The sequence below is a fragment of the Cryobacterium sp. TMT1-3 genome (genome assembly GCF_004402315.1).
Lineage (GTDB): Bacteria > Actinomycetota > Actinomycetes > Actinomycetales > Microbacteriaceae > Cryobacterium > Cryobacterium luteum.
Map to the genome: position 1 here is coordinate 114,268 of NZ_SOFW01000011.1, position 21,621 is coordinate 135,888.

Sequence of the window (21,621 nt, forward strand, 5' to 3'; positions counted from 1 at the left end):
CGGCCGCCCCGCCCGAATCGCCGCCCGCCCCAGCGCCGTGCGGCCGCAACCGCAGCGCGAACGGCCGAAGGGCTAGCTCTGGAAGGCGACGATCGGGTTGGTCGTGGGCTGGTCGGATCCGCCGTTGGGCTCCACGGTGACGCCGACCTGGTCGCCGGCGTGCATCGTGCCGTCGAGCACGCGCCAGGCGGTTCCGTCGCCGCTCGAGTCGAAGGTTCCGGCCGAGACCGCACCCTCGCCGTTGATGTACCACAGCTGGTAGTCCTGGTCGCTGGGAAGCACGGGCAGGTTGTCGACCAGCAGCGCGGATATTCCGAGCTTGTTCGACCAGACCAGGGTGGCTTCTTGGCCGTCGGCGGTGGTCGTCGCGGCGCGTTGCGAATCATCGGCTGCGTTGATCTGCGCGAGACTCGCGGCCTGCTGCGACTCGAACTGGTTGCCGTTGAGCGTCTGACCGAGGAAAGTTCCGCCCACGAACAGCGCTGCGGCGGCCGCCGCAGCCAGCATGAACTGTGCCGGACGCTTGAACCAGCGCGCCTGCGCCCGCTCGGTAGCCGATGAACGGCCGGCGCCAGACGAGTCAGCAGAGCGAATACCCGCGACCGGTCGGGATGCACCGGTCGGCGCGGTCCCCGTCGACGCGCCGTCCCCCGGCATCGCCGAGGGTGTCGACGGCCCGGTGGGAGCGGCCGCGACCGGGGAAACAACGGCAGCCGCGCCGGGAGCGGAGGCGGGAGCATCCGTTGTGGCAGCGGCCCGCGGAAGCGGCGGAAGCTGGGGGGTCGACGCGAGCAGCGACATGAGGTTGGTCTTGAGCGCACTGGAAGGCTGCACGGGTGCCACGGCGAGGCCGAGGGCCACCGCGGTGTCGTTCAGCTCGGCGGCTTCGATGCGCGCCCGCTCGGAGTCGGCGAGGTGCGCCTCGAAGGCTGCGGTGTCCTGGGCGTCGAGGGCGTGCAGGGCGTAGGCTCCGGCGAGGTCGGCCGGATGGGTTTCGTTGTGCTCGGTCATGATGCCACGCCCAGTTCGTCGCGCAGGCGGATGAGTCCGTCGCGGAGCCGCGTTTTCACGGTGCCCAAAGGAATGTGGAGCATGTCGGCGACCTCGCTGTGACTGAACCCGCCGTAATACGCGAGGCTCACAGCCTGACGCTGCAGCTGAGTCAATCGAGTCATCGCCCTCTCCACCCTTTCATGTTCGATTCGTACTTCAACGGATTCGGCCACGTGATCGTAGGCAACGGCCAGGTCACGGATTCCGATTTTGGTATCGCGGTCACGTCCAGCCTGCGACGACCGAATTCGGTCGACCGCTCGCCGGTGCGCCATGGTGAGGATCCAGGTGCTCGCACCACCACGCGTCGACTCATACCGCGACGCCGACTGCCAGATCTCCAGGAAGATCTCCTGGGTCACTTCTTCCGACTGGGCGTGATCGATGAGCAGACGCTTGACCAGGCCAAGCACCCGCGGGGCGATCTGGTCATACAGTTCTCCGAAGGCCGCTTGGTCGCCGTGGGCTACTCGACCGAGCAGCTCCTCCTTGGTGGCAGGGGCTGCCGGCGAAAGGTCTCCGGCGGATTCAACAGTCATGAGATCTAGCATGTCAGGTCTCGTCCCGTTCCATGACTAGGGTTCGGTGCGAAGTCGGTAACGGATTGGTCGCGCGGCCAGATTTTACGCTCAAACGGATGCCTGTTGCCGGACTTGAGCGCGCCAGCGCTTGGAATGCAGAAGGCCGGGCCGCAGAGCACCTCTCGGCGCGAGGCCGCTCGAAGCGGCGAATAATGGAACCCGGGATTACTGCGGCCCGACCAGACTCCAGTGTATTCGAGCGGGGCGGTCGGCGTCGAATGTTCGCCGTCGGCGCACTCCCGCTCTACGCGACGGCTGGACCTGCGCCAGTGCGCCGGAGCTGCGCCTCGCGCGCACCGGCGCAACTCCCGCGCGCCATGAAATCGCCGCCATTGCCATCGTCGGCCGCTCGAAAAGCCGCCCGAAAAGCCGCCCGTGAAGCCGCCCGTGAATCCGCCCGGCGGCCGGGCCACCGCGTGACTTCCGCCGTCTGAACGGGTTGGATAGAACTCCACGACAAACGGGAGACCCATGATCACGAGCAAACTTCTCCCCGACATTGATGTTCCCGACCTGCACGGCAGGCTCGCGGTCGTCACCGGTGCCAACAGCGGTCTCGGCTACGGTCTCACCGGCCGACTCGCCCGGGCCGGCGCGGAGGTCATCCTCGCCGTGCGCAACGAACAGAAGGGGGTCGAGGCCGTCAAACGCCTGCGCGAGCAGATCCCGGAGGCGACCCTGAGCATCCGTCATCTCGATCTGGCCTCCCTGTCGAGCATCGCCGGATTCGGTGAGGAACTCACGACCGAGGGGCGCCCGATCGACATTCTGCTCGACAACGCCGGCCTGATGATGCCGCCGGTGCGCGACGAGACCGAGGATGGCTGTGAGCTGCAGTTCGGCACCAACCACCTCGGGCACTTCGCCCTCACCGCCCACCTGCTGCCCCTGCTGCGCGAGGCCACCTCAAGCCGGGTCGTCAGCCTCTCCAGCCTCATCGCCCGCACCGGACGCCTCGATTTCGACGACCTGCAGAGCCTGCGCTACCGGCCGCACCGTGCCTACGCACTTTCCAAGCTGGCCACACTCATGTTCGCCCGCGAACTCAACCGGCGCAGCGTCGTCGGCGGCTGGGGCGTGCGCAGTGTCGCCGCGCATCCCGGCGCGACCGTTACGAACCTGCAGATCACCGGCCCCACCCACAAGGGAGCGTCGGCGCGGGTCTTTCTGGCCGCGAACAAGGCCTCACATCGCATCGGCTGGATGTGGCAGCAGGTCGACCAGGGAATCCTGCCCGCGCTCTACGCGGCGACGAGCCCGGCAGCGGCCGGCGGCGGCTATTACGGTCCCGGCGGGTTCGGCGAACTCACCGGCGCCCCCGCGCCGGCTCGGCTTCCGCCGCGCTCACTCAACGAAGCGGATGCCCGCCGCCTCTGGTCGATGTCCGAGCAGCTCACCGGCGTGACCTACCCGACTGCGTAACGACCCGGCACGCCGCAACGGATGCCGGCCCAGGCTCGACCCGCGGCCGTCGGCACCCCGGGCGCCCCGCATTCAGCTGTCGATGACCTTCACGAGCACCCGCGCCAACCGCCGGCGAATGATGTGGTCGTTGGCCTCGACGCGGTGCATGGTGACGTGGCGCATCCGCTCGATGATGGTCAGGCTGCCCTGCGCGATGAACGCGTCGAGCGCGCCGTAGATCACGTCGACCGGAACGGTGAGGCTCGCAATATCACTCACCACGGTCTGCGATTCGATGCAGTGTTCCATCGACTTGATGAAAGGAGTCCAGGTCTTCTCGGTCAGCTCGAAGATGCCCTTGGGCAGCAGCCGCGACAGGAAGGCGACGTTGGCCATCGTGAACTCCTTGTTGGCGCGCAGAAAATCGTAGGCGCGCAGGTAGGCGCTCACCCGCGCCTTGACCCGGGGGTCACCGATATCGCTCGGCGAGACGTAGACCGGCGGCCCCACGAGCACCATGCGCGACACCGTGCCGCGACCGCTCAGCCGGCGCCAGAACGTCGCAACAGGGCCGTGCCGTTCCATGGTGGCGTAGCGGGTACTGATCAGGCTGCCGAGCGAATGCCCGACCAGCACGAACGGCTCCCGCAGCTTCAACGAGCGGATGGTCGTGGCCAGCGCCCCGACGTGATCCTCCAGCCGGTATTCGCACCCGTCCGGCGCCGGCGACTGCCCGAACCCGAGGATGTCGACGGCGATCACCCGGTGGTTGGGGGTGAGCAGCGGGATCACCTCGTAGAAGGTGACCGACGACGAGGCGATGCCGTGCACGAGGATCACGACCGGGCCGGTTCCGGCATCCGTTGCCACGTGCAACAGCGGTGGGCGAGGCCGACGCATTCTGCGCATCCGCTTCGCCCACCAGGTCATAGGCTAATTATCGTCGCGCAGGGTGGCCTTGAAATCATTCTTGGCCTCGGTCGCGTTGCGCTCGGCTTCGGCGTGCTTGACCTCACCCTCGGCCTTCTTCACCTTGGCATCGGCCTTGGCCTCATCGGCCCGGTCTTCGATGCGGTCCTTGGCGTCGTCTACCGCCCGGCCGATCTTCTTACCGGTGGCGTCGAGTGCATCCTTGGCATCGTCTACGAATCCCATGTTGTCCTCCTGATCGTGTGTGCAGTCGGGTTGAACGGCCGACTCCACGACCATACTTCGGGGGGCAGACGTCGAGTCCTAATTGTGATCCGACTCCCAGACTGCCTCCAGTGTGCGCCGTCGGCGCGCTCATACAGTAAGGCATGAGACAAACCTGGGGTGTGATCGCGGTGCTGCTGACGGCCGTGCTGCTGGCTGGCTGCACGGCAAACAGCTCCGGCTCGGTGAGCACCGACTCGTCCGGAGGGCGCGTGTCGGACGGTGTCGTTCCGGCGGAGGGCACCCCCGACAATTCGGTCACCGGCACCACCGGCGACGTCAACACGTCCAACCGGGATGTCATCACCACCGGATCCATGTCGATCACCGCCGCCGACCCGGTCGCCGCGAGCGAATCGGCCCGTACCATCACCGAACAGGCCGGCGGCCGGGTCGACAGTCGCAGCGAAAACCCGGTCACTGACATTCAGTCGGCGAGCGCGACCCTCACCCTGCGCATTCCGTCCGACGAACTCGACCACACCATCGCCGAACTCAAGAAACTCGGCCGGGTCAATTTCGTCTCGCTCACCGCCCAGGACGTCACGCAGCAGAGCCAGGACCTTGACGCTCGCATCACCGCGCTGACCACCTCGGTCGACCGGCTTCTGGCCCTGATGGCGTCGGCCACCACGACGGCCGACCTGATCAGCATCGAAAGTGCCTTGTCGAGCCGGCAGGGCGAGCTGGAAAGCCTGCAGTCCCAGCGCGACTTCCTTTCCGACCAGATCGACTATTCCACGGTGCAGCTCGAACTGGTTTCGGAGGGCACCGTCGCCGCCGGCGGCCCTGACAACTTTTGGACCGGCATCATTGCCGGTTGGACGGCGCTCGTGACCGCGCTCGGTGGCCTGCTGATCGGCCTCGGAGTGGCCCTGCCCTGGCTGGTGGTCCTGGCGATTTTCGGGGCAATTGTGCTTTTGATCGTGCGGCTGTTCGCGCGGCGTCGTAAGGCTGCATAGGCTTGTCGGTGTGACCGAGTTCCTCCCTGCGATAGCCCTGCCCGAAACCTCTCCGGCAGCGCCCATTTCTGCACCCGCCACCGACCAAAACAAGCCGCTGCTGTCGGCGCAGCTGCTGGCCGGCATCCGCTCGAGAGCCGCGGAATACGACCGGGATAACGCGTTCTGCACCGAGGACCTGGCCGAACTCGTCGCGGCCGGTTACCTGCGCGCCCTGGTACCGACCCGGTTCGGCGGACTCGGCCGCACCCTGGCGCAGACCGTGCGTGACCAGACCCTGCTCGCCGCGCACGCACCGGCCACCGCCCTCGCCGTGAACATGCACCTGATCTGGACCGCCGTCGCCGCGAGCCTGCACGCGCAGGGCGACCACTCCCTCGATTTTCTGCTCGAGGAGGCCGGCCAAGGCGAAATCTTCGCCTTCGGCGTGAGCGAACCCGGCAACGACCTGGTGCTGTTCGGTTCTCAAACGGATGCCTGCCCGCAGCCCGATGGCGGCTACCGGTTCACCGGCACCAAGGTTTTCACCTCGCTCTCGCCCGCCTGGACCCGACTGGGCACCCTCGGCCTTGACTCGTCGAACCCGGACGCCCCGGCGATCGTCTGGGCGTTTCTCGAGAAAGCGGATGCCGGCATCCGCTCCAAAGACGACTGGAACACCCTCGGCATGCGCGCCAGCCAGAGCCAGAGCACCGTGCTCGAGCGCGCCCTGGCCCGTCCCGACCGGGTCGTGCGGCGGCTGCCGGTCGGCCCGAACGGCGACCCGCTCGTGGCCGGAATCTTTGCCAACTTTGAGATTCTGCTCAGCGCCGTGTACACCGGCATCGGAGCGCGCGCCCTCGAACTCGCCGCCCTGGGCGCGAACCGGCGCACCTCGCTGAAGAACGACGGGCGCATGCACGCGCAGGATCCCGTGGCGCGCTGGCGGGTCGGCGACCTTGTCATTGCGATGGACGGCATCTACCCGCAGATCGACGCTCTCGCCCGCGCTGTCGACGACCGGTCCTTCACCGTCGGGCCGGCCTGGTTCGCCCAGCTCTCCGGGCTCAAATATCGGGCCACGCAGAACGCCAAGTTCGTTGTCGACACCGCCGTGCAGGTTGCCGGCGGCGCCGCCTACGGCGCGACGTCCGAACTCGGGCGGCTCTACCGCGATGTGCTCGCCGGTTTCTTCCACCCCTCCGACGCGGATTCCGCGCACGCGACCGCCGCAGCATCCGTTTTGGGCCCTCTGGACGTGCAGACCTCATGAGTTTCAGCAAAACCACCGCCATCACCCTCGACCATTCCGGCTACACCCGATCTGTTCTCGACCTCACGATGCGCCTCGCCGAGGTTATCTTCACCGCCGGAGCCGGTGCCGAAGATGCGACCGCCGCCATGATCGCGCTCACCCGCGCCTACGGGCTCAAAGGCACCGACGCCAACATCACCCATACGACGATCACGCTCACGCAGGAAGACGCGGTGACGCACGAGTCGATCATCCGCAGCCGCAATGTGAAATACCGCACGCTCGACTACTCCAAGCTCACTGCCACCTCGGAGCTGATCGCGGACATCATCGAGAAACCGATCGACGTGAACGAGGCCCGCAAGATTCTGGCGACCATCGTCAGCTCTAAGCCGCAGGTGCCCCGGCAGTGGCGGCGCATCGGCTGGAGTCTGGTCGGTACGGGCGCCGCCATTCTGATCGGCGCCGGACCGACGGTGATCATCGCCGCGTTCGTGGCGACCTGGATCATCGACTGGATCACGTCGGTGCTCGATCACCGCCAGGTCCCGCTGTTCTACCAAACCGTTGTCGGCGGCGCGATCGGCCCGATCGTCGCCGCGATCGTCGGGGTGATCGACCCCACCGCGAACCCCTCCCTGGTGATCGTGGCGACCATCATCATGCTTCTCGCCGGTGTGACCACCTTCGGCGCCGTGCATGACACGCTGTCGGGGTTCTATCTCACCGGCACGGCGCGGCTGGTGGAAGCGCTGCTGATCACGGCCGGCCTGGTCAGCGGAGTGTCCGGCTCCGCGCTGTTCCTCGCCCGATTCGGCCTCATGCTCGAGATCGATGCGAACCCGATCGTGACTCTCGCCGTGCTGCCGGTGCTGCTCGTGGCCGCCGTCGTGATCGTGATCGGGTTCGCGCTCGCCGTGCAGGTTCCCTGGCGGGCCGTCTGGGTGGTCTGCGTGCTGGGCGCCCTCGCCGAATTTCTGTTCGTCGCGGGGATTGCGGGAGGTTTCGGCCTGGTCTGGGCGTCGGCGGCGAGCGCCCTCGGCGTCGGCCTGCTCGCGGCGGTTGCCGCGCGCATGGTGCGCACTCCCCCGCTCGTGATCATGGTCACGGCCCTGGTGCCGCTCGTTCCCGGGCTCACCCTGTTTCGTGGGCTGCTCAAACTCTCCGAGGGCGACATCAACGGGCTGCTCTCACTGCTGACCGCAGCAGGCATCGCGATGGCCCTCGCTGCCGGTGCGCTGCTGTCGCAGTACGTCGTGCAGATCGTCTGGGGTCCGGCCCGCCGGCTGCAGCGCCGCTTCGTGGGACCACTGATGGCCCTGCCGGTGCGGCTCGGCCGCGACTCCACCAAGCGAATTTAGAATCCGGGGTGGCTGCATCCGCTCTGAAACGGATGCCGCCGCCGGTCAGTTGGGAACGTCAGCCTCGCCCTCGTCCTCGGCCACGTCTTCCTCGACGAAGCGGTACGGGATGGGTTCCTCGGTCTCGCGACCGCGCTTGTAGGTGCGACTGATCGTTTCGGTGTCTTCGACCGCCTCGAGCACGATCACGTCCTGGTATTCGCCGTCGATGTATTCCAGCTCCACCTCGGTTCCGGCGGCGATCGGGTTCGGTCCAAAGAGTACTGCCCGGTAGGTGGCGCTATGGCTCATGACGGTGACCTTTCAACGAGGTAGGGGTTCAATGCAGCGACAGCATACGGCACACCGGCAGCCGTGCACAGGGCTCGTCGAGCCGGGTTGGCCGGGGTGACCGGTTCGGGGCGCCCGGTCGGTCGTGCAAGATGACGTTTGCGGCAAACCCGCGTATTCTCAAGGTGACGGGGCCCCACGGCTCGGCGCGAAGGAGTACACAATGGCTGACAAATCACCGAAAAAGGATGCAACCAAGAAGGTTGCCGACAAGTCCCTCAAGGAAAAGAGGGCCGACAAGAAGGCGAAGTCTGAAGAGACCGCTTCTCGGGCCCGCAAGAGCTAGGTTCCAACCAGCGCACGGGGTGCCGCCACGATCGTGGCGGCACCCTTTTTTCTCGCGCGCCACGGCGTGACCGGTCGATTCGCCACGGGTGGCGGCGCAACCGCCGGGCTGACCGCATCCGTTTCGCCGCCCGGCCGCATAGAAAGGACCAGCCATGACCCTGCCCACCGAAGACACCCGCGTGCTCTACCCGGGCGGCGCCGTCGACATCCAGGCGACCGTGCTGCATTCCATGCCGCTGGGCGACGGACGCTCGGCCGTACTGCTCGACGCGACCTGCGTGCATCCGGTCGATGCCGGCTGGCCCGACCAGGGACCCGACCTGGCGCTGCTGCACCACGGCGCTGCCTTCTGGCCGGTCGAGGACGCCATCGTGGGAGCGACCGACGGATCGGCGTTGTACATCGGCGTCGATATTCCGGTGGCCAAGGGAACGCCCGGCTGGGCCTTCGTCGTGGTGCACGTGGTCGATGCGGCCGGGCTGTCGGCCGGCGACACCGTCACCGTCGAGGTCGACGAGGGCCTGCGGGATTCCACGAGCGCCGGACACACCGGCTGCCACCTCGCCTCGCTCGCGCTCAACGCCGCCCTCGCCGACCGCTGGAAGAAAGAGGTACGCCCCGACGCGCTCGGCCGCCCCGACTTCGATGGCCTCGCCATCGACGAATCCCTGATCGGGCCGAACGCCTCCGTCGACACCTACCGGCTCGGCAAGTCCTTGCGCAAGAAGGGCTTCGCGGTCGAGGGCCTGGCCAAGGCGCTCGCCTCGATCGAAGCGACCGTCAACGCCACCCTCACCGGCTGGATCGAAACAGATGCCGGGGTGCGCGTCGACCGCGATGGCGACCGGCTGACCGACCGCCGCTACTGGGTGTGCGAGCTGCCCGGCGCGAGCGCGCGCATCCCCTGCGGCGGCACCCACGTGACATCTCTCGGCACGCTCGGTGTCGTGACGGTGACGCTGGCCCTGCACGACCAGGACGGCACCGACGTGCTGACCATGAACGCCTCCGCCTCGCGCTGAAAGGCCGCGCTGCGGGCCGCGCTGCGCCGAGGTGTGAGTCTCGCGACGTTGAATCGTTTAAACGGGCGTCACACTCACACCTCGATCACGCGCTCTCACGGGGCAGCATCCGAGGCGGCTGCTCGGTCTGGGACGTGCCCAGCCGCAGCGCCGGTTCCATGAACGGCACCCGACCCTCGAGCCGATGTCTGTGGCTGCTCCCAGGGCAGACACCGCCACCGACACGTGTATCCGCACATCGAAACGCCAGCGACGGGCCGGGTCGCCAGCTCCCGGTGACGCGTGCTGCCCGGCATCGCAGAACGAGCAGGCTGCGCGTGCCAATCGCCATCCGTTCGGGCAATCTGCACGGTTGTGGCGCAATAGATTGCGCAATTCCGCGTACTGGCGCAGAATTCAGGGGTACCCGGTCAGAGAGGACCATCCCCATGAGCATCGTCGTCGACAACACCCCGGTCGAGAACCGCGCAGCGGATGCCCCCGCCCCCGAATTCTTCACCGGGCCGACCGCCGATTTCTTCTCCTACCAGGACCTGCTCACCCCCGAGGAACAGCAGCTTGTGGCGACTGCCCGTGAGGTGTTCGAGCGTGACGTGCGCCCGGTCGTGGCCGAGCACTGGAACAACGCCACTTTTCCGTTCGAGATCATCCCCGTGCTCACCGCCCTCAACCTCGTCGACCTGTGCGCGCGCGGTGACAACTTTCTGCTGCACGGGTTCATGACCGTCGAGCTGTCCCGTGTTGATGCTTCGATCTCTACCTTCGTCGGCGTGCACAGCGGTCTGTTCGCGGCGGCCATCGCCCAGCTCGGCACCGATGACCAGCGCGAACGGTATCTGGCCGACGCCGTCTCGCTGCGCAAGATCGGCGCCTTCGCGCTCACCGAACCGGAGCACGGCTCCGACGTCTCCCGCAACATGGAGACGACCGCCAGCCGCTCCGGCGATTCCTGGATCCTGAACGGCGTCAAACGTTGGATCGGCAGCGGAACCTTCGCCGCGAACGTACTCGTCTGGGCGCGCGACACCGCCGACGACCAGATCAAGGGCTTCATCGTCAGCTCAGCCCTGGCCGGGTTCACGGCCGAAAAGATCGAGAACAAGATCGCCCTGCGCATCGTGCAGAACGCCACCATCACCCTCGACAATGTCGTGGTCGCCGAACGCGACCGGCTGCCGGGAGCCACGAGCTTTCGCGACACCAACCGGCTGCTCACCAACTCCCGAGTCTGGGTAGGCTGGCAGACCGTCGGACTGCAATTCGCCGCCTACGACTACGCCCTGCGCTACGCCCTCGAACGCCAGCAGTTCGGCAAGCCCATCGCGTCGTTCCAGCTCGTGCAGGAGAAGCTCGTGCGCATCCTCGAGAACGCGACGTCGTCGCTGGGCACGATGGTGCGCATCGCCCAACTACAGCAGGCCGGCACGCTGCGGCCCGAGCACGCCGCCATGGCCAAGGCCTCCTCGAGCGCCCGCATGCGCGAATCCGTCGCGCTCGGCCGCTCGGTGCTCGGCGGCAACGGAATCTCCACCGACTATGGCATGGCCCGCGTCTTCGCCGACGCCGAAGCGCTTTACACCTACGAGGGTAGCTACGAGATCAACACCCTCGTCGTCGGCCGCGCCATCACCGGCATCTCCGCGTTCCAATAGCAGGTCGCGCCGAAACGGATGCCCCCGCAGTCGCCGAGGCGTGGGTTTCGACGCGTTTCGGGCTGAAACTCACGGCTCGGCGAGATTCCGCGACGCAGGTAACGGATGCCCGGGGCCGCCTCGACAGGCGACTCCGGGCATCCGTTTTACTGGTGCGTTAGTACTGGATGACGACGCGGCCGTCGATCTTGCCGTGGCGCATCTCGTCGAGCACGGTGTTGACTTCGCCGAGCGTGCGGCTGGAGACGGTGGGGTGGATCTCGCCGCGGTTGTAGAAGGCGAGGGCTTCCTCCATGTCTTGGCGGGTTCCCACGATGGAGCCGCGAATGGTCAGGCCCTTGAGCACGATATCGAAGATGGGCGCCGGAAAGTCGCCGGCCGGCAGGCCGTTGAAGACGATGGTGCCGCCGCGGCGGGTCATGCCGATGGCCTGGCCGAAGGCGGCCGGGTGCACGGCGGTGACGAGCACGCCGTGGGCGCCGCCGGCCTTGGCCTGGATGACCTCGACCGGGTTCTCGTGGAGCGCATTGATGACGATCTCGGCGCTGTGCGTGGTGGCGAGGGCGAGCTTGTCGTCGGCGACGTCGACCGCCACCACGCGAAAGCCCATGGCCTTGGCGTACTGCACGGCGATGTGGCCGAGTCCGCCGATGCCGGAGACGACGACCCACTGGCCGGCGATGGCCTCGGTCATCTTGAGCCCCTTGTAGACGGTGACGCCGGCGCAGAGGATGGGCGCGATGTCGACCGGGTCGGCATCCTGGGGCAACGGAACGGCGAACCTGGCGTCGACGATCATGTACTCACCGAAGGATCCGTCGACGCTGTAGCCACCGTTGATCTGCGACTCGCACAGCGTTTCCCAGCCGGTGCGGCAGTACTGGCAGGTGCCGCAGGCGCTCCACAGCCAGGCGTTGCCAACGCGGTCGCCCACCTTGATCTCGGTGACGCCTTCGCCGATGGCGACGACGCGGCTGCCGCTCGCTGCGGGAAGCCGCGAGTCTGCGCACCGCGCTGGCCGCCCGCAGCGCCCGCTGGTAGCCATCCGCTCAGTGAGGTGTGAGTCTGGGGCAATTTTCAGCGAATTTCGCACCCAAACTCACACCTCGGCGAAGCGGATGCCGTTAGGCGCGTTCGAAGACGGCCGCGAGTCCCTGACCGCCGCCGATGCACATGGTTTCGAGGAGGTAACGGCCGCCGGTGCGCTGCAGGTGGCGGCTCGCGGTGGCGAGGATGCGGGCGCCGGTGGCGCCGACCGGGTGGCCGAGGCTGATGCCGGAACCGTTGACGTTGGTGCGGGCCCAGTCTTCCGGGGTGAAGTTCCACTCCCGGGTGACGGCGAGCACCTGCGCGGCGAACGCCTCGTTGAGCTCGATCAGATCCATGTCGGCGAGACCGAGGCCGGCCCGCTCGAGCGCGAGCTTCGTGGCGGGCACCGGGCCAAGGCCCATGCGCGAGGGTTCGACGCCGGCCCGCGCCCAGGAGACCAGCCGAACCAGCGGGGTCAGGCCGAGTTCGGCGGCGCGCTCCGGGGTGGTGACGATGCACGCGGCTGCGGCGTCGTTCTGCCCGCTGGCGTTGCCGGCGGTGACGGTGGCGGCGGCATCCGCTTTGCCCATGATCGGTTTGAGACCGGCGAGGGCCTCGAGGGTGGTTTCGCGCGGGGTTTCATCGACCGAGACCACGACGGGACCCTTGCGGCCGGGCACGGTGACCGGCACGATCTCCTCGAGAAAGCACCCGTCGGCGACGGCGGCGAGGGCACGGCGCTGGGATTCCACGGCGAGGGCGTCTTGTTCGACCCGGTCGAGGTTGTAGTCGCGGCGCAGGTTCTCAGCGGTTTCGAGCATGCCGCCCGGCACCGGATAGTTTCGTCCACCAGCGGTTTCCCGGCCGCGACCGAGGGCGTCGCGCAGCAGCACGCCGGCCGTTCCGGCCAGGCCCCAGCGGGAATCGACCGTGTACAGCGGGGCCTGACTCATGACGTCGACGCCGCCGGCGATCACCAGATCACTCACCCCGGTCTGCACCTGCATCGCCGCGTCGAGGACGGCCTGCAGGCCACTGCCGCAGCGGCGGTCGACCTGCACCCCGCCGACCGTGACGGGCAACCCCGCATTGAGGGCGGCGACCCGAGCGACCGGCGCAGCCTCCGCCGAAGGGTAAGCCTGGCCGAAGATAACATCGTCGACGACGGCACCGTCGAGGCCGGTGCGGTCCATGAGCGCGGCGATAACGGTCGCGGCGAGGTCGGCCGGCGCGACCGTCTTGAACGCGCCGCCGAAGCGGCCGATCGGCGTGCGGAGCGGTTCACAAATAACGACCTGACGCAGCGCGGTAGCGGTCATGCGGTGACTCCGATAACGATCGTGGTGGTCAGGATAGCCCCGGGCAGCGCGGACAGCGTCATGCGCCGGCGCCGATCAGAGTCGTGATGGTAGTCGGCGGGCTCGGCACGAGCAGGGTCGCCTCGGTGGCGTGCTGTACCTCGTCGACGGTGACGCCGGGCGCAACCTCACGCAGCACCAGGCCCTCCGGGGTGACATCGATCACGGCCAGGTCGGTGATGATGCGCGTGACGACGGCCTTACCGGTGAGCGGCAGGTCACAGACCTTCTTGATCTTGAACTCGCCGGACTTGGTCACGTGCTCCATCACCACGATGACGGTGTCGGCGCCGTGCACGAGGTCCATCGCACCGCCCATGCCCTTGATCATCTTGCCCGGCACCGCCCAATTGGCGATGTCACCGACCACGCTCACCTGCATCGCGCCGAGCACGGCCACGTCGATGAGCCCGCCACGAATCATGCCAAAGCTCTGCGCCGAATCGAAATACGCCGCCCCGGGGTTGACAGTGACGGTCTCTTTCCCGGCGTTGATCAGCTTGGGGTCGGCTTCACCCTCCCAGGGGTAGGGGCCCACGCCGAGCACCCCATTCTCGGAGTGCAGCACCACGTGCACGCCCTCGGGCAGAAAGTTCGGGATGAGCGTCGGCAGGCCGATGCCCAAATTGACATACGAATCCGGGGCGAGTTCCTGGGCGGCGCGGGCCGCCATTTCGTTGCGGGTGAGGGCCATCAGTTCGCTCCAAATTCAGACGACGGCCGCGGCCGCGTCGTGGTCTTCTCAATCGGCAAATCTGCCGCGTCCACCGCACCCAACTGCACGATGCGGTTCACATAGATGCCGGCGAGGTGCACCTCGTCCGGGTCGATCTGGCCCGGTTCAACCAACTCGTCGACCTCGGCGATGGTGATGCGGCCGGCCATCCCAGCCACCGGGTTGAAGTTACGCGCCGATTTCTCGAACACGAGGTTGCCGTGACGGTCACCCTTCTTCGCGCGCACCAGGGCGTAGTCGGTGACGATGGCCTCTTCCAGCACGTATTCCTTCTCACTGCCGAGCGAGGAAAAGCGCCGGGTCTCCTTCGGCGGGCTCGACACCGTCACCTCGCCGTCGGGGCCGTAGCGCCACGGCAGGCCACCGTCGGCGACCATCGTGCCCACACCACTTGCCGTGAAGAACGCCGGAATTCCGGTGCCACCGGCGCGCAACCGCTCGGCCAGGGTGCCCTGCGGCGTGAGCTCGACCTCGAGTTCACCGCCAAGATACCGGCGCGCGAAGTCCTTGTTCTCACCGATATAAGACGCGATCACCCGACTGATCCGACCCTCGCGAAGCAACTCGCCCAGCCCCCACCCATCGACGCCGCAGTTGTTCGACGCGACGTGCAGGTTGCTACTGCCGAGCGCGAGCAACGCCCGAATAAGCACGATCGGCACACCGACCAGGCCGAACCCGCCAACGGCGAGCGAAGCACCATCGGGAATATCGGCGACGGCAGCCGCAGCGGAGGGATAGGTCTTGTCCATAATGCGAGGTCCTTCAGCTGGGCCGGATGGTGGAGTCGTCGGGAGTGTTCGAAGCTGCATCGAGCCCGGCGAAGGTGTGCCGGGCCACGGCGAACGCGGCATTGGCGGCGGGAACGCCCGCGTAGATGGCGGTGTGCAGAATGGCCTCGCTGATCTCGGCACGGGTCAGCCCGTTTGTCAGCGCGGCCCGCACGTGCATCGCCAGCTCGCCCTCATGCCCGCCGGTGACGAGCGCGGCAATGGTGAGAAAACTGCGGGTGCGCCGGTCGAGACCCGGCCTGGTCCAAATCTCGCCCCAGGCGTAGCGGGTGATGAAGTCCTGGAACACGGCGGTCTCGGGCGTGATCGCGGCGGTTGCCGCGTCGACGTGCGTGTCGCCGAGCACCGCGCGGCGCACAACCATGCCGTCGGCGTAAGCGGATGCCGCGGTGCGGTGCGCCGACAGCGGCTCGGCCGCATCGCCCGGCTGCGAGGCCGCAGCCGCACCCACACCCGCAGCCCCGGCCCCGGCGATCCACTCGTTCAGCAGTGCGCCGACCTCAGCCGGGCGCTCCAGCGATGGCAGATGCGCGGCGCCCAGGATCACGGCCGTGGTCGCCCCAGGAATGCGCGCGGCCAGCTGGTGTAGATGCGCCGTGGGGGTCACCTCGTCGAACTCGCCGGAGACGCACAACACGGGCGTGCGAATGCTGCTGAGGGCCTCGGATTGGTCGAAGACGGCGAGCGCTTCGCAGGCGAGTGCGTACGATTCGTCGTCGATATCGAGCAGCTGGTTGAGCGCGTGGGCGCCGGCCTTGGGGTTGCGGCTGAGAAAGTCGGGCGCGAACCAGCGGGCCGCACTGCCGGCTATCAGCGAGGGGGTGCCGCTCGCGCGCACGCCGGCGGCACGGTCGGTCCAGGCGTCAAACGTGCCGATCTTCGCACCGGAGCAGAGCACGGCGAGGCTCGTGAGGCGATCGGGGTGGTTCACGGCGAGGGCGAGTCCGATGGCGCCGCCGAGCGAGATGCCGGCGTAGACAAAGGTCTCGACAGACAGCGAGTCGACCAGGCCGACCACGGCGTCGGCGACCTCTTCAATCGTGAACGCCTCAGTCGCGCGCGGGCTGAATCCGTGCCCGGGCAGGTTGAAGCAGAGCACCCGGTGGGCCTCGGCGAGCGCGGGAACGACGCTCACCCAGAGATCGGTGGTGGTGCCGAGCGAGGGCCCGAGCACGATGAGCGGCGCGTTGGGGTTGCCGTTTCGCGCCGGCTCGACGGTGCAGAGCAACACGGGCTGGCTCATGAAATCCTCACGTCGTTGGTCGAAGGGGCGTCTGCTTCGACGATATCGTCTGCCACCGACACTGCTCGCTTCGCGGCATCCGCTCGCCGGCGAAACTCACGCACGACGCGCGCGATGCCGGCCGCCGACTGGCCCGGTTCGCCCTCATAGTTGAACGTGGCCCAGATCTGAGCGCGCAGCGCGTCGCTGCAGCCCTCGGCGATAAGCACGCTCGCGAGCACGACCTGCAGCGGCCGGTTCGTCTCGTATGCCTCCTGCGAGGCGCGTTCCACGAGCGCGAAAGCGGTGGTTTTCCCGACGGATTCGGCCAGAATGGTGGTGACCCGCTCGCTGAACACGAGCCCGTCGGTGAGGTCGAGGTTGGCCCGCATGCGGTCTCGGTCGACGTCGAGGCGGGCAGCGAGCGACGCCACACCGGTCACCGCCGAGATCGTGAGCCGTTCGAGCACCCGCAGCGACTGCCATTCCGCGTGCCACGCTCCGCTCGGACGCTGGTCTTCGGCCAGCATGCTGCCATACAGAGTGGATGCGAGACCCGGCGTCTGCAACGCCGCCGCCGTGATCAGTACGGCTGAGACGGGGTTGCGCTTGTGCGGCATGGCGCTGGATCCGCCCTGGCCGGGGGCGAGGCGTTCGCTGACCTCGGCGATCTCGGTGCGGGACAGCACCGACACGTCGAGGGCGATGGTGCCGGCGACACCGGTTGCGGCGGCGAGCACGGAGGCGAGTTCGGAGATCACGACCCGGTTCGTGTGCCAGCTGAGGCGCGGCACGACCAGGCCTGCATGGTGGGCGAAGCGCTCCAGCACGACCCGCAGAACGTCGGCGGCCACCACGTCGCTGCGTCGAGCCCGGGCGATTTCGGTGAGCACGGCCAGGTTGCCGACCGCTCCGCCGAGTTGCACGGGCAGGGTGTCGGCAATACCGTCCAGTCGGGTGACGATGAGCAGCACGGCATCGAGCCAGCCGGCCGCAACGAAACCGAAGCTCGTCGGCGAAGCCTGCTGGCCGAGGGTGCGGCCGCTCATCACGGTGCCGCGATGTTCGTCGGCGAGGTCGGCGAGGGTAGTACCGAGGGCATCGAGCTGGTGGATGAGTTCGCCGGTCACCCGGCGGGCCACGATCATGGCGGCCGTGTCGAGAATGTCCTGACTGGTCGCGCCGACGTGAAGATGATCGGAGGCTCCGGCGCGCATCCTTTCGGCCGCCCGACCGAGGTGCTTCACAAACGGAATCACCGGGTTGCCGCCGCCGCGCGCCTCGGCGGCGATCGCACCGAGGTCGAACTGGCTCGCGTCGGCGAGTGCGTCGCAGACGGTGAGCATCCACTCGGGGGCCACGCCCGCATCGATGAGCGCCCGGGTGAGCGCGAGTTCGGCGTCGACCATGGCCTGCAGCCAGGCCTGATCGCTGGTCAGCTCGCATTCGCGGGTGCCGTGGCTGAGCGGGTTGAGCAGCCCGGCGTCAAAGGTGTGCTCAGGCATCGAAATCCAGGAAGACGGTCTCGTTCTCGCCCTGCACACGAATGTCGAAACGGTACGATTCGGCGCCACCGACGATTCCTTCGGAGACGCAGATGAGCGTGTCGCGGCGGTCGGCCGGCAGGCTGCTGAGCACGGCGTCGGCCTCGTGCAGCGCGGCGTCTTCGGCGAAGTAGGCGCGGGTGAACAGATGATGGGTGACTCCGCGGGCGAACACGGTCACCAGAATGTACGGTGCCGCCGTGCCGGCCGCCCCCGGCTTAAGCGTCGTGAAGGTGTAGTGCCCGGCGATCGTGGTCGCGCAGCGGCCGAATCCGGTGAAGGTGAAGCCATCGCGGTCGAGGCTGCCGAGTTCTCGCACGAGCGCGCCGCTCTCGTCGGCCTGCCAGATCTCGAGCAGGGCGTCGAGGATCGGCTCATTGGCGCCGTCGGTGACGGTGCCGTGAAAGCGGATGGCGCGGGGATGGTACCCGGGAACCAGCTCGGGCCCGCCGGCATAGGGCAGCGCGTAACCGTAGAACGGGCCGACGGTCTGTGACGGGGTCTGGAGGGCAGGTGTGGGCTCACTCATCGGCGTCTTCGCTTTCCATCCAGGTTGATTTGGGTCCGGTGAGCACGATGTCCCAGCGGTAGCCGAGCGAGAATTCGGGCACGCTCAGGCTGTGGTCGTACTGCCCGACAAGTCGGGCGCGCGCATCGGCATCCGCTATGGATTGGTAGATCGGGTCGAGCGCGAACAGAGGGTCGCCGGGAAAGTACATCTGCGTGATCAGCCGCTGCGTGAAGGCGGTGCCGAACAGCGAAAAGTGGATGTGCGCGGGTCGCCACGCGTTCATGTGGTTCTTCCACGGGTAAGGTCCGGGCTTGATCGTGGTGAACGAGTACTCGCCGTTGTCCCCGGTGATGGCGCGGCCGACCCCGGTGAAATTGGGGTCGAGCGGAGCCGGGTGCTGGTCGCGTTTGTGCACGTAGCGTCCGCCGGCGTTGGCCTGCCACAGCTCGATCAGCTGGTGTCGCACCGGGCGGCCCTCGCCGTCGAGCACGCGGCCGCTCACGGTCATGCGTTCGCCGATCGGTTCGCCGGCGTGCTGAATGGTGAGGTCGCTTTCGAGCACGTTGACGTCGGTGTGGCCGAAGGCGGGCGAGACCCGCTCAACCTCTTCCGGGTCGACGCGCACGAGCTCGTGGGTGGGGTGGCGCAGCAGGGAACTGCGGTACGGCGGGTAGTCGCGGCGCGGCTGCAGTTCGGGCGGGGCGCCGGCGGCGACGCGGGCTGCGGCATCCGTTTCGATCGCTTCGATCTCGGCGGTGATCTCATTCTGGCTGGCCGGGCCGGTGCCGCGGCGCGGTGTGGTCTGCTGGGTCATGGTCTCCTCGATCCGGGTTAGAGCTTGAGGCCGGTGTACTGCTCGGCGAGCATGCGCTGGGCGAGTAATGAATGGGTGAGGTAGTCGAGCTGGCCGAGCTGGCTGCGATAGTCGAAGGCGCCGGTCTGCAGGTCGCCGGGGCTGGTGTGCAGCATCTCGGTCATCCAGCGGGAGAACTGCTGCACCCGCCACTGCCGGGCCAGCGCGCTCTCGCTGTAACCGGCGAGGAGGGAGTCGTCGTCGGCGTAGAAGGCGGTGAGGGCCGCCGCGAGCTCTGTGACGTCGGAGATGGCGGAGTTCAGGCCTTTAGCGCCGGTCGGCGGCACGATGTGGCCGGCGTCGCCGACCAAAAACAGGTTGCCGTAGGCGAGGCGCGAGGCGACGAAGCTGCGCATCGGGGTGATCGATTTGTCGGTGATCGGGCCTTCGGCCAGGCTCCAGCCGGGGGTGCCGAGGCGGGTGTGAAGGGCCTCCCAGATGCGGTCGTCTGACCAGTTCGTGATCTCGTCGGCGGGGTCAACCTGCAGGTACAGGCGGGACACCGCGGGAGAGCGCATCGAGAGCATGGCGAATCCGTCTTCGTGCAGGGCATAGACGAGCTCGTCGGAGGACGGTGCGACGTCGGCGAGGATGCCGAGCCAGGCGTAGGGGTAGCTGCGGTCGAAGAGTGTGATTTCTTCGGAGGGGATCGACGCACGGCAGATACCGTGAAAACCGTCGGCGCCCACCACGAAGTCGGCGTCGATGGTGTGCCGTTCTCCGTCGTGCACGAAGGTGACGCTCGGGTTTTTGGTCAACAGGCCGTCGACGGCCACGTCGGAGGCTTCGTAGTAGATGGTCGATCCGGCCTGTTCGTGTGCGGTGACGAGGTCTTTGACGACCTGCTGCTGGCCGTAGACGGTGACGGTGCGGCCGATCAGTTCGTTGAAGTTCACGTTGTGGCGCTCGCCGGCGTACTGCAGGTAGATGCCGTCGTGCTGCAATCCCTCGGATGCGAGTCGGTCACCGACCCCGAGACGGGTCAGCGTTTCGACCGAGCCCTGTTCCAGGACGCCGGCGCGGATGCGGCCCAGCACGTAGTCCTGCGAACGGTTTTCGACGACGATCGAGTTGATGCCGGCGCCCTGCAGGGCCCAGCTGAGGAGAAGACCGGCGGGACCGGCGCCGATAATAGCGACGCGGGTGGTTTCGTGGGGCACAGGTTCTCCTAGCGACGATGACAGGGGGTGTGGGATCAGTGTGCTGCGCCGGTCAGCTCCCCGGTGCACGTCTTCCACTCAGTGAAAGTGTTGACAATATGTCGATTCAGCTCACTGCTGAGCCCGGCGATAACCGAGCGCCCGGCTGACGCCCTGGGCGGCCACCCGAACCGCCCGCTCCTGCTCCGCATCGATGGTGTCGGTGGTGCGGGTCACGATTGAGACCGCCGCCACGACCTGGCCGGTGCGGTCGCGAATCGGGGCGGCGATCGAGCTTGAGCCGGCGGTCATCTCCTCGGACATTCGGGCGAGGCCGAGCAGGCGAATCTCGGCGAGACGCTTGCGCACCGCCTCGGGCTCGGTGACCGTTCGCGGCAGAAAGCGCTGCAGGCTGGTCGCGAGATACTGCTGCACCACGTCGGAGGGGGCATAGGCGAGCAGCACCAGGCCAACCCCGGTGGAGTGCAGTGGCAGGCGCGCTCCGACCCGGGAGATCAAGCGCACGGCGTGGTGGCCCGAGAGCTTTTCCAGGTACAGGGCATCACGGCCGTCGAGAATGGCGAGGTGCACGTGCTCGCGCGTCGTCTCGTAGAGGTCTTCAAGGTAGGGCAGGGCAATGGTGCGCAGGTTGCGGGCCGTGGGGGTCTGCACGCCGAGTTCCCAGAGCTTCATGCCGAGCGAGTACTGGCCATTCTCGTGCTTGCTCAGACCGCCCCACCCCACCCACTCGGCCACGAGCCGGTGCGTGGTCGAGAGCGGGAGGCCGGCCCGCTGAGCGATGGCCGTGAGGGTCAGTGTGAGCGAAGTCGCCCCGGCCGGAGCGGCGAAGGCGTCGAGAATGGCGAAGAGTCGAGCCGCGACGGAACGATCGTCGACGGCCGCGACGCCGGCGCTCACGCGCTTCTGTGCTGGTTTTCCGCTCATAACCGGCCACGCTACCGGTTGCTTCCACTGAATGGAAGGGCGTGACCGCCGACATCCGTTGGCAGCGCGACCTGCCGGGCCGCCGTCATCCGTTCTTCTGCCCAGAGAGCCGGTGTCTCTGTGGCTAAATCAGGAAAGTCGGGTGGTCAGGCTCGGTGCGCCCCGGAAACTCGCGGGACCCCGCGTTTCCCTGCTCGGATTTCCTGAATTAGCCCCCGGGCGCTGAGAGTTCGGCGCTCGGGCCGGTACCGTGGCCGCATCGGAGCGTGCCAAATTCGGGCGCACTGGGCCAGGATGGGCATGAACCAGTGGGCGGATTCAACCGGTCGTCGCAACGATGGGTATTTCTGGCTCTGACAGTAGTCGTTGCATGGCTTGAGTGGGTGTGATGCCGCCGAGTGTTTTGCGGGGT

22 protein-coding genes are annotated in these 21,621 nt (G+C 67.5%); 7 read left to right on the top strand and 15 right to left on the bottom strand.

What is annotated here, in order from left to right; translation table 11 throughout:
* Positions 1-72: 72 nt before the first annotated feature.
* Together E3O25_RS04375 and E3O25_RS04380 are read right to left on the bottom strand one after the other, a co-directional pair.
* Positions 73-1,011 carry an anti-sigma factor gene (locus tag E3O25_RS04375; RefSeq protein WP_092109783.1) on the bottom strand — a complete coding sequence of 313 codons (939 nt, stop codon included), beginning with the start codon at positions 1,009-1,011 and terminating at the stop codon, positions 73-75.
* On the bottom strand, positions 1,008-1,592 hold the full coding sequence (locus E3O25_RS04380) for a sigma-70 family RNA polymerase sigma factor (RefSeq protein ID WP_241983791.1): 585 nt from the start codon (positions 1,590-1,592) through the stop codon (positions 1,008-1,010). Before E3O25_RS04380 ends, E3O25_RS04375 begins: the two co-directional genes overlap by 4 nt.
* A gap of 513 nt (positions 1,593-2,105) precedes the next feature.
* Between E3O25_RS04380 and E3O25_RS04385 the strand changes: the two genes are divergently transcribed.
* Positions 2,106-3,056: an SDR family oxidoreductase gene (locus tag E3O25_RS04385; RefSeq protein ID WP_134360554.1), complete on the top strand. Its 951-nt coding sequence runs from the start codon at positions 2,106-2,108 to the stop codon at positions 3,054-3,056.
* Between the two features lie 72 nt (positions 3,057-3,128).
* Here the strand turns inward: E3O25_RS04385 and E3O25_RS04390 are convergent, their stop codons facing one another.
* Both E3O25_RS04390 and E3O25_RS04395 read right to left on the bottom strand, forming a co-directional pair.
* Positions 3,129-3,968, bottom strand: coding sequence for an alpha/beta fold hydrolase (locus E3O25_RS04390; RefSeq protein ID WP_092109777.1), 840 nt, complete (start codon positions 3,966-3,968; stop codon positions 3,129-3,131).
* A 3-nt stretch (positions 3,969-3,971) separates the two neighbouring features.
* Positions 3,972-4,193, bottom strand: coding sequence for a hypothetical protein (locus tag E3O25_RS04395; RefSeq protein ID WP_092109971.1), 222 nt, complete (start codon positions 4,191-4,193; stop codon positions 3,972-3,974).
* Between the two features lie 143 nt (positions 4,194-4,336).
* Between E3O25_RS04395 and E3O25_RS04400 the strand changes: the two genes are divergently transcribed.
* From E3O25_RS04400 to E3O25_RS04410, 3 genes are all read left to right on the top strand, one after another.
* Positions 4,337-5,194, top strand: a complete 858-nt coding sequence (locus tag E3O25_RS04400; protein WP_092109775.1) for a DUF4349 domain-containing protein — start codon at positions 4,337-4,339, stop codon at positions 5,192-5,194.
* Positions 5,195-5,258: 64 nt separating this feature from the next.
* A complete protein-coding gene (locus tag E3O25_RS04405) occupies positions 5,259-6,446 on the top strand; it encodes an acyl-CoA dehydrogenase family protein (RefSeq protein ID WP_092109969.1) in 1,188 nt (395 codons plus the stop codon).
* A complete protein-coding gene (locus E3O25_RS04410) occupies positions 6,443-7,789 on the top strand; it encodes a threonine/serine exporter ThrE family protein (RefSeq protein ID WP_092109773.1) in 1,347 nt (448 codons plus the stop codon). The genes E3O25_RS04405 and E3O25_RS04410 overlap by 4 nt, the downstream gene beginning before the upstream one ends.
* Positions 7,790-7,834: 45 nt before the next feature.
* Here the strand turns inward: E3O25_RS04410 and E3O25_RS04415 are convergent, their stop codons facing one another.
* A complete protein-coding gene (locus E3O25_RS04415; RefSeq protein ID WP_092109771.1) occupies positions 7,835-8,080 on the bottom strand; it encodes a hypothetical protein in 246 nt (81 codons plus the stop codon).
* A 202-nt stretch (positions 8,081-8,282) separates the two neighbouring features.
* On the opposite strand from E3O25_RS04415, the gene E3O25_RS17665 reads away from it, so the two are divergent.
* The 3 genes from E3O25_RS17665 to E3O25_RS04425 all read left to right on the top strand — a co-directional run bounded on the left by E3O25_RS17665 (position 8,283) and on the right by E3O25_RS04425 (position 11,081).
* Positions 8,283-8,405 (top strand): hypothetical protein, encoded by a 123-nt coding sequence (locus E3O25_RS17665; RefSeq protein ID WP_255408738.1) that lies wholly within the window; start codon positions 8,283-8,285, stop codon positions 8,403-8,405.
* 154 nt (positions 8,406-8,559) lie between these two features.
* Positions 8,560-9,429, top strand: coding sequence for a metal-dependent hydrolase (locus tag E3O25_RS04420; protein WP_134360555.1), 870 nt, complete (start codon positions 8,560-8,562; stop codon positions 9,427-9,429).
* Positions 9,430-9,857: 428 nt separating this feature from the next.
* On the top strand, positions 9,858-11,081 hold the full coding sequence (locus tag E3O25_RS04425) for an acyl-CoA dehydrogenase family protein (RefSeq protein WP_092109767.1): 1,224 nt from the start codon (positions 9,858-9,860) through the stop codon (positions 11,079-11,081).
* 157 nt (positions 11,082-11,238) lie between these two features.
* Here the strand turns inward: E3O25_RS04425 and E3O25_RS04430 are convergent, their stop codons facing one another.
* The 10 genes from E3O25_RS04430 to E3O25_RS04475 form a co-directional block, all read right to left on the bottom strand.
* Positions 11,239-12,126, bottom strand: a complete 888-nt coding sequence (locus tag E3O25_RS04430) for a zinc-dependent alcohol dehydrogenase (protein ID WP_134360556.1) — start codon at positions 12,124-12,126, stop codon at positions 11,239-11,241.
* A 79-nt stretch (positions 12,127-12,205) separates the two neighbouring features.
* Positions 12,206-13,429 (bottom strand): acetyl-CoA C-acetyltransferase, encoded by a 1,224-nt coding sequence (locus E3O25_RS04435; protein ID WP_174721708.1) that lies wholly within the window; start codon positions 13,427-13,429, stop codon positions 12,206-12,208.
* A 58-nt stretch (positions 13,430-13,487) separates the two neighbouring features.
* Entirely contained in the window at positions 13,488-14,162 is a 675-nt protein-coding gene (locus E3O25_RS04440; protein WP_092109763.1) for a 3-oxoacid CoA-transferase subunit B, read from the bottom strand.
* Complete coding sequence (locus tag E3O25_RS04445) at positions 14,162-14,956, bottom strand: CoA transferase subunit A (RefSeq protein WP_092109761.1); 795 nt, start codon at positions 14,954-14,956, stop codon at positions 14,162-14,164. The genes E3O25_RS04440 and E3O25_RS04445 overlap by 1 nt, the downstream gene beginning before the upstream one ends.
* A 13-nt stretch (positions 14,957-14,969) precedes the next feature.
* A complete protein-coding gene (locus tag E3O25_RS17865; RefSeq protein ID WP_134360557.1) occupies positions 14,970-16,238 on the bottom strand; it encodes an alpha/beta fold hydrolase in 1,269 nt (422 codons plus the stop codon).
* The gene (locus E3O25_RS04455; protein WP_134360558.1) at positions 16,235-17,722 is read right to left on the bottom strand and encodes a lyase family protein; all 1,488 of its coding nucleotides are present in this window, start codon (positions 17,720-17,722) and stop codon (positions 16,235-16,237) included. Before E3O25_RS04455 ends, E3O25_RS17865 begins: the two co-directional genes overlap by 4 nt.
* Entirely contained in the window at positions 17,715-18,290 is a 576-nt protein-coding gene (gene pcaG / locus E3O25_RS04460; RefSeq protein ID WP_092109746.1) for a protocatechuate 3,4-dioxygenase subunit alpha, read from the bottom strand. The genes E3O25_RS04455 and pcaG overlap by 8 nt, the downstream gene beginning before the upstream one ends.
* Positions 18,283-19,086: a protocatechuate 3,4-dioxygenase subunit beta gene (gene pcaH / locus E3O25_RS04465; RefSeq protein ID WP_092109744.1), complete on the bottom strand. Its 804-nt coding sequence runs from the start codon at positions 19,084-19,086 to the stop codon at positions 18,283-18,285. The genes pcaG and pcaH overlap by 8 nt, the downstream gene beginning before the upstream one ends.
* A gap of 17 nt (positions 19,087-19,103) precedes the next feature.
* Positions 19,104-20,285, bottom strand: a complete 1,182-nt coding sequence (locus E3O25_RS04470) for a 4-hydroxybenzoate 3-monooxygenase (protein WP_134360559.1) — start codon at positions 20,283-20,285, stop codon at positions 19,104-19,106.
* A gap of 111 nt (positions 20,286-20,396) precedes the next feature.
* A complete protein-coding gene (locus E3O25_RS04475; RefSeq protein ID WP_092109742.1) occupies positions 20,397-21,209 on the bottom strand; it encodes an IclR family transcriptional regulator in 813 nt (270 codons plus the stop codon).
* Positions 21,210-21,621: the final 412 nt, after the last annotated feature.

Coding starts and splice junctions, on each gene's coding strand:
- E3O25_RS04425 (WP_092109767.1), top strand. CDS start 9,858: ATGAGCATCGTCGTCGACAACACCCCGGTCGAGAACCGCGCAGCGGAT.
- E3O25_RS04410 (WP_092109773.1), top strand. CDS start 6,443: ATGAGTTTCAGCAAAACCACCGCCATCACCCTCGACCATTCCGGCTAC.
- E3O25_RS04440 (WP_092109763.1), bottom strand. CDS start 14,162: ATGGCCCTCACCCGCAACGAAATGGCGGCCCGCGCCGCCCAGGAACTC.
- E3O25_RS04445 (WP_092109761.1), bottom strand. CDS start 14,956: ATGGACAAGACCTATCCCTCCGCTGCGGCTGCCGTCGCCGATATTCCC.
- E3O25_RS04430 (WP_134360556.1), bottom strand. CDS start 12,126: ATGGCTACCAGCGGGCGCTGCGGGCGGCCAGCGCGGTGCGCAGACTCG.
- E3O25_RS04390 (WP_092109777.1), bottom strand. CDS start 3,968: ATGACCTGGTGGGCGAAGCGGATGCGCAGAATGCGTCGGCCTCGCCCA.
- E3O25_RS04455 (WP_134360558.1), bottom strand. CDS start 17,722: ATGCCTGAGCACACCTTTGACGCCGGGCTGCTCAACCCGCTCAGCCAC.
- E3O25_RS04400 (WP_092109775.1), top strand. CDS start 4,337: ATGAGACAAACCTGGGGTGTGATCGCGGTGCTGCTGACGGCCGTGCTG.
- E3O25_RS17865 (WP_134360557.1), bottom strand. CDS start 16,238: ATGAGCCAGCCCGTGTTGCTCTGCACCGTCGAGCCGGCGCGAAACGGC.
- E3O25_RS04385 (WP_134360554.1), top strand. CDS start 2,106: ATGATCACGAGCAAACTTCTCCCCGACATTGATGTTCCCGACCTGCAC.
- E3O25_RS04420 (WP_134360555.1), top strand. CDS start 8,560: ATGACCCTGCCCACCGAAGACACCCGCGTGCTCTACCCGGGCGGCGCC.
- E3O25_RS17665 (WP_255408738.1), top strand. CDS start 8,283: ATGGCTGACAAATCACCGAAAAAGGATGCAACCAAGAAGGTTGCCGAC.
- E3O25_RS04395 (WP_092109971.1), bottom strand. CDS start 4,193: ATGGGATTCGTAGACGATGCCAAGGATGCACTCGACGCCACCGGTAAG.
- E3O25_RS04375 (WP_092109783.1), bottom strand. CDS start 1,011: ATGACCGAGCACAACGAAACCCATCCGGCCGACCTCGCCGGAGCCTAC.
- E3O25_RS04415 (WP_092109771.1), bottom strand. CDS start 8,080: ATGAGCCATAGCGCCACCTACCGGGCAGTACTCTTTGGACCGAACCCG.
- E3O25_RS04475 (WP_092109742.1), bottom strand. CDS start 21,209: ATGAGCGGAAAACCAGCACAGAAGCGCGTGAGCGCCGGCGTCGCGGCC.
- E3O25_RS04380 (WP_241983791.1), bottom strand. CDS start 1,592: ATGACTGTTGAATCCGCCGGAGACCTTTCGCCGGCAGCCCCTGCCACC.
- pcaH (WP_092109744.1), bottom strand. CDS start 19,086: ATGACCCAGCAGACCACACCGCGCCGCGGCACCGGCCCGGCCAGCCAG.
- E3O25_RS04435 (WP_174721708.1), bottom strand. CDS start 13,429: ATGACCGCTACCGCGCTGCGTCAGGTCGTTATTTGTGAACCGCTCCGC.
- pcaG (WP_092109746.1), bottom strand. CDS start 18,290: ATGAGTGAGCCCACACCTGCCCTCCAGACCCCGTCACAGACCGTCGGC.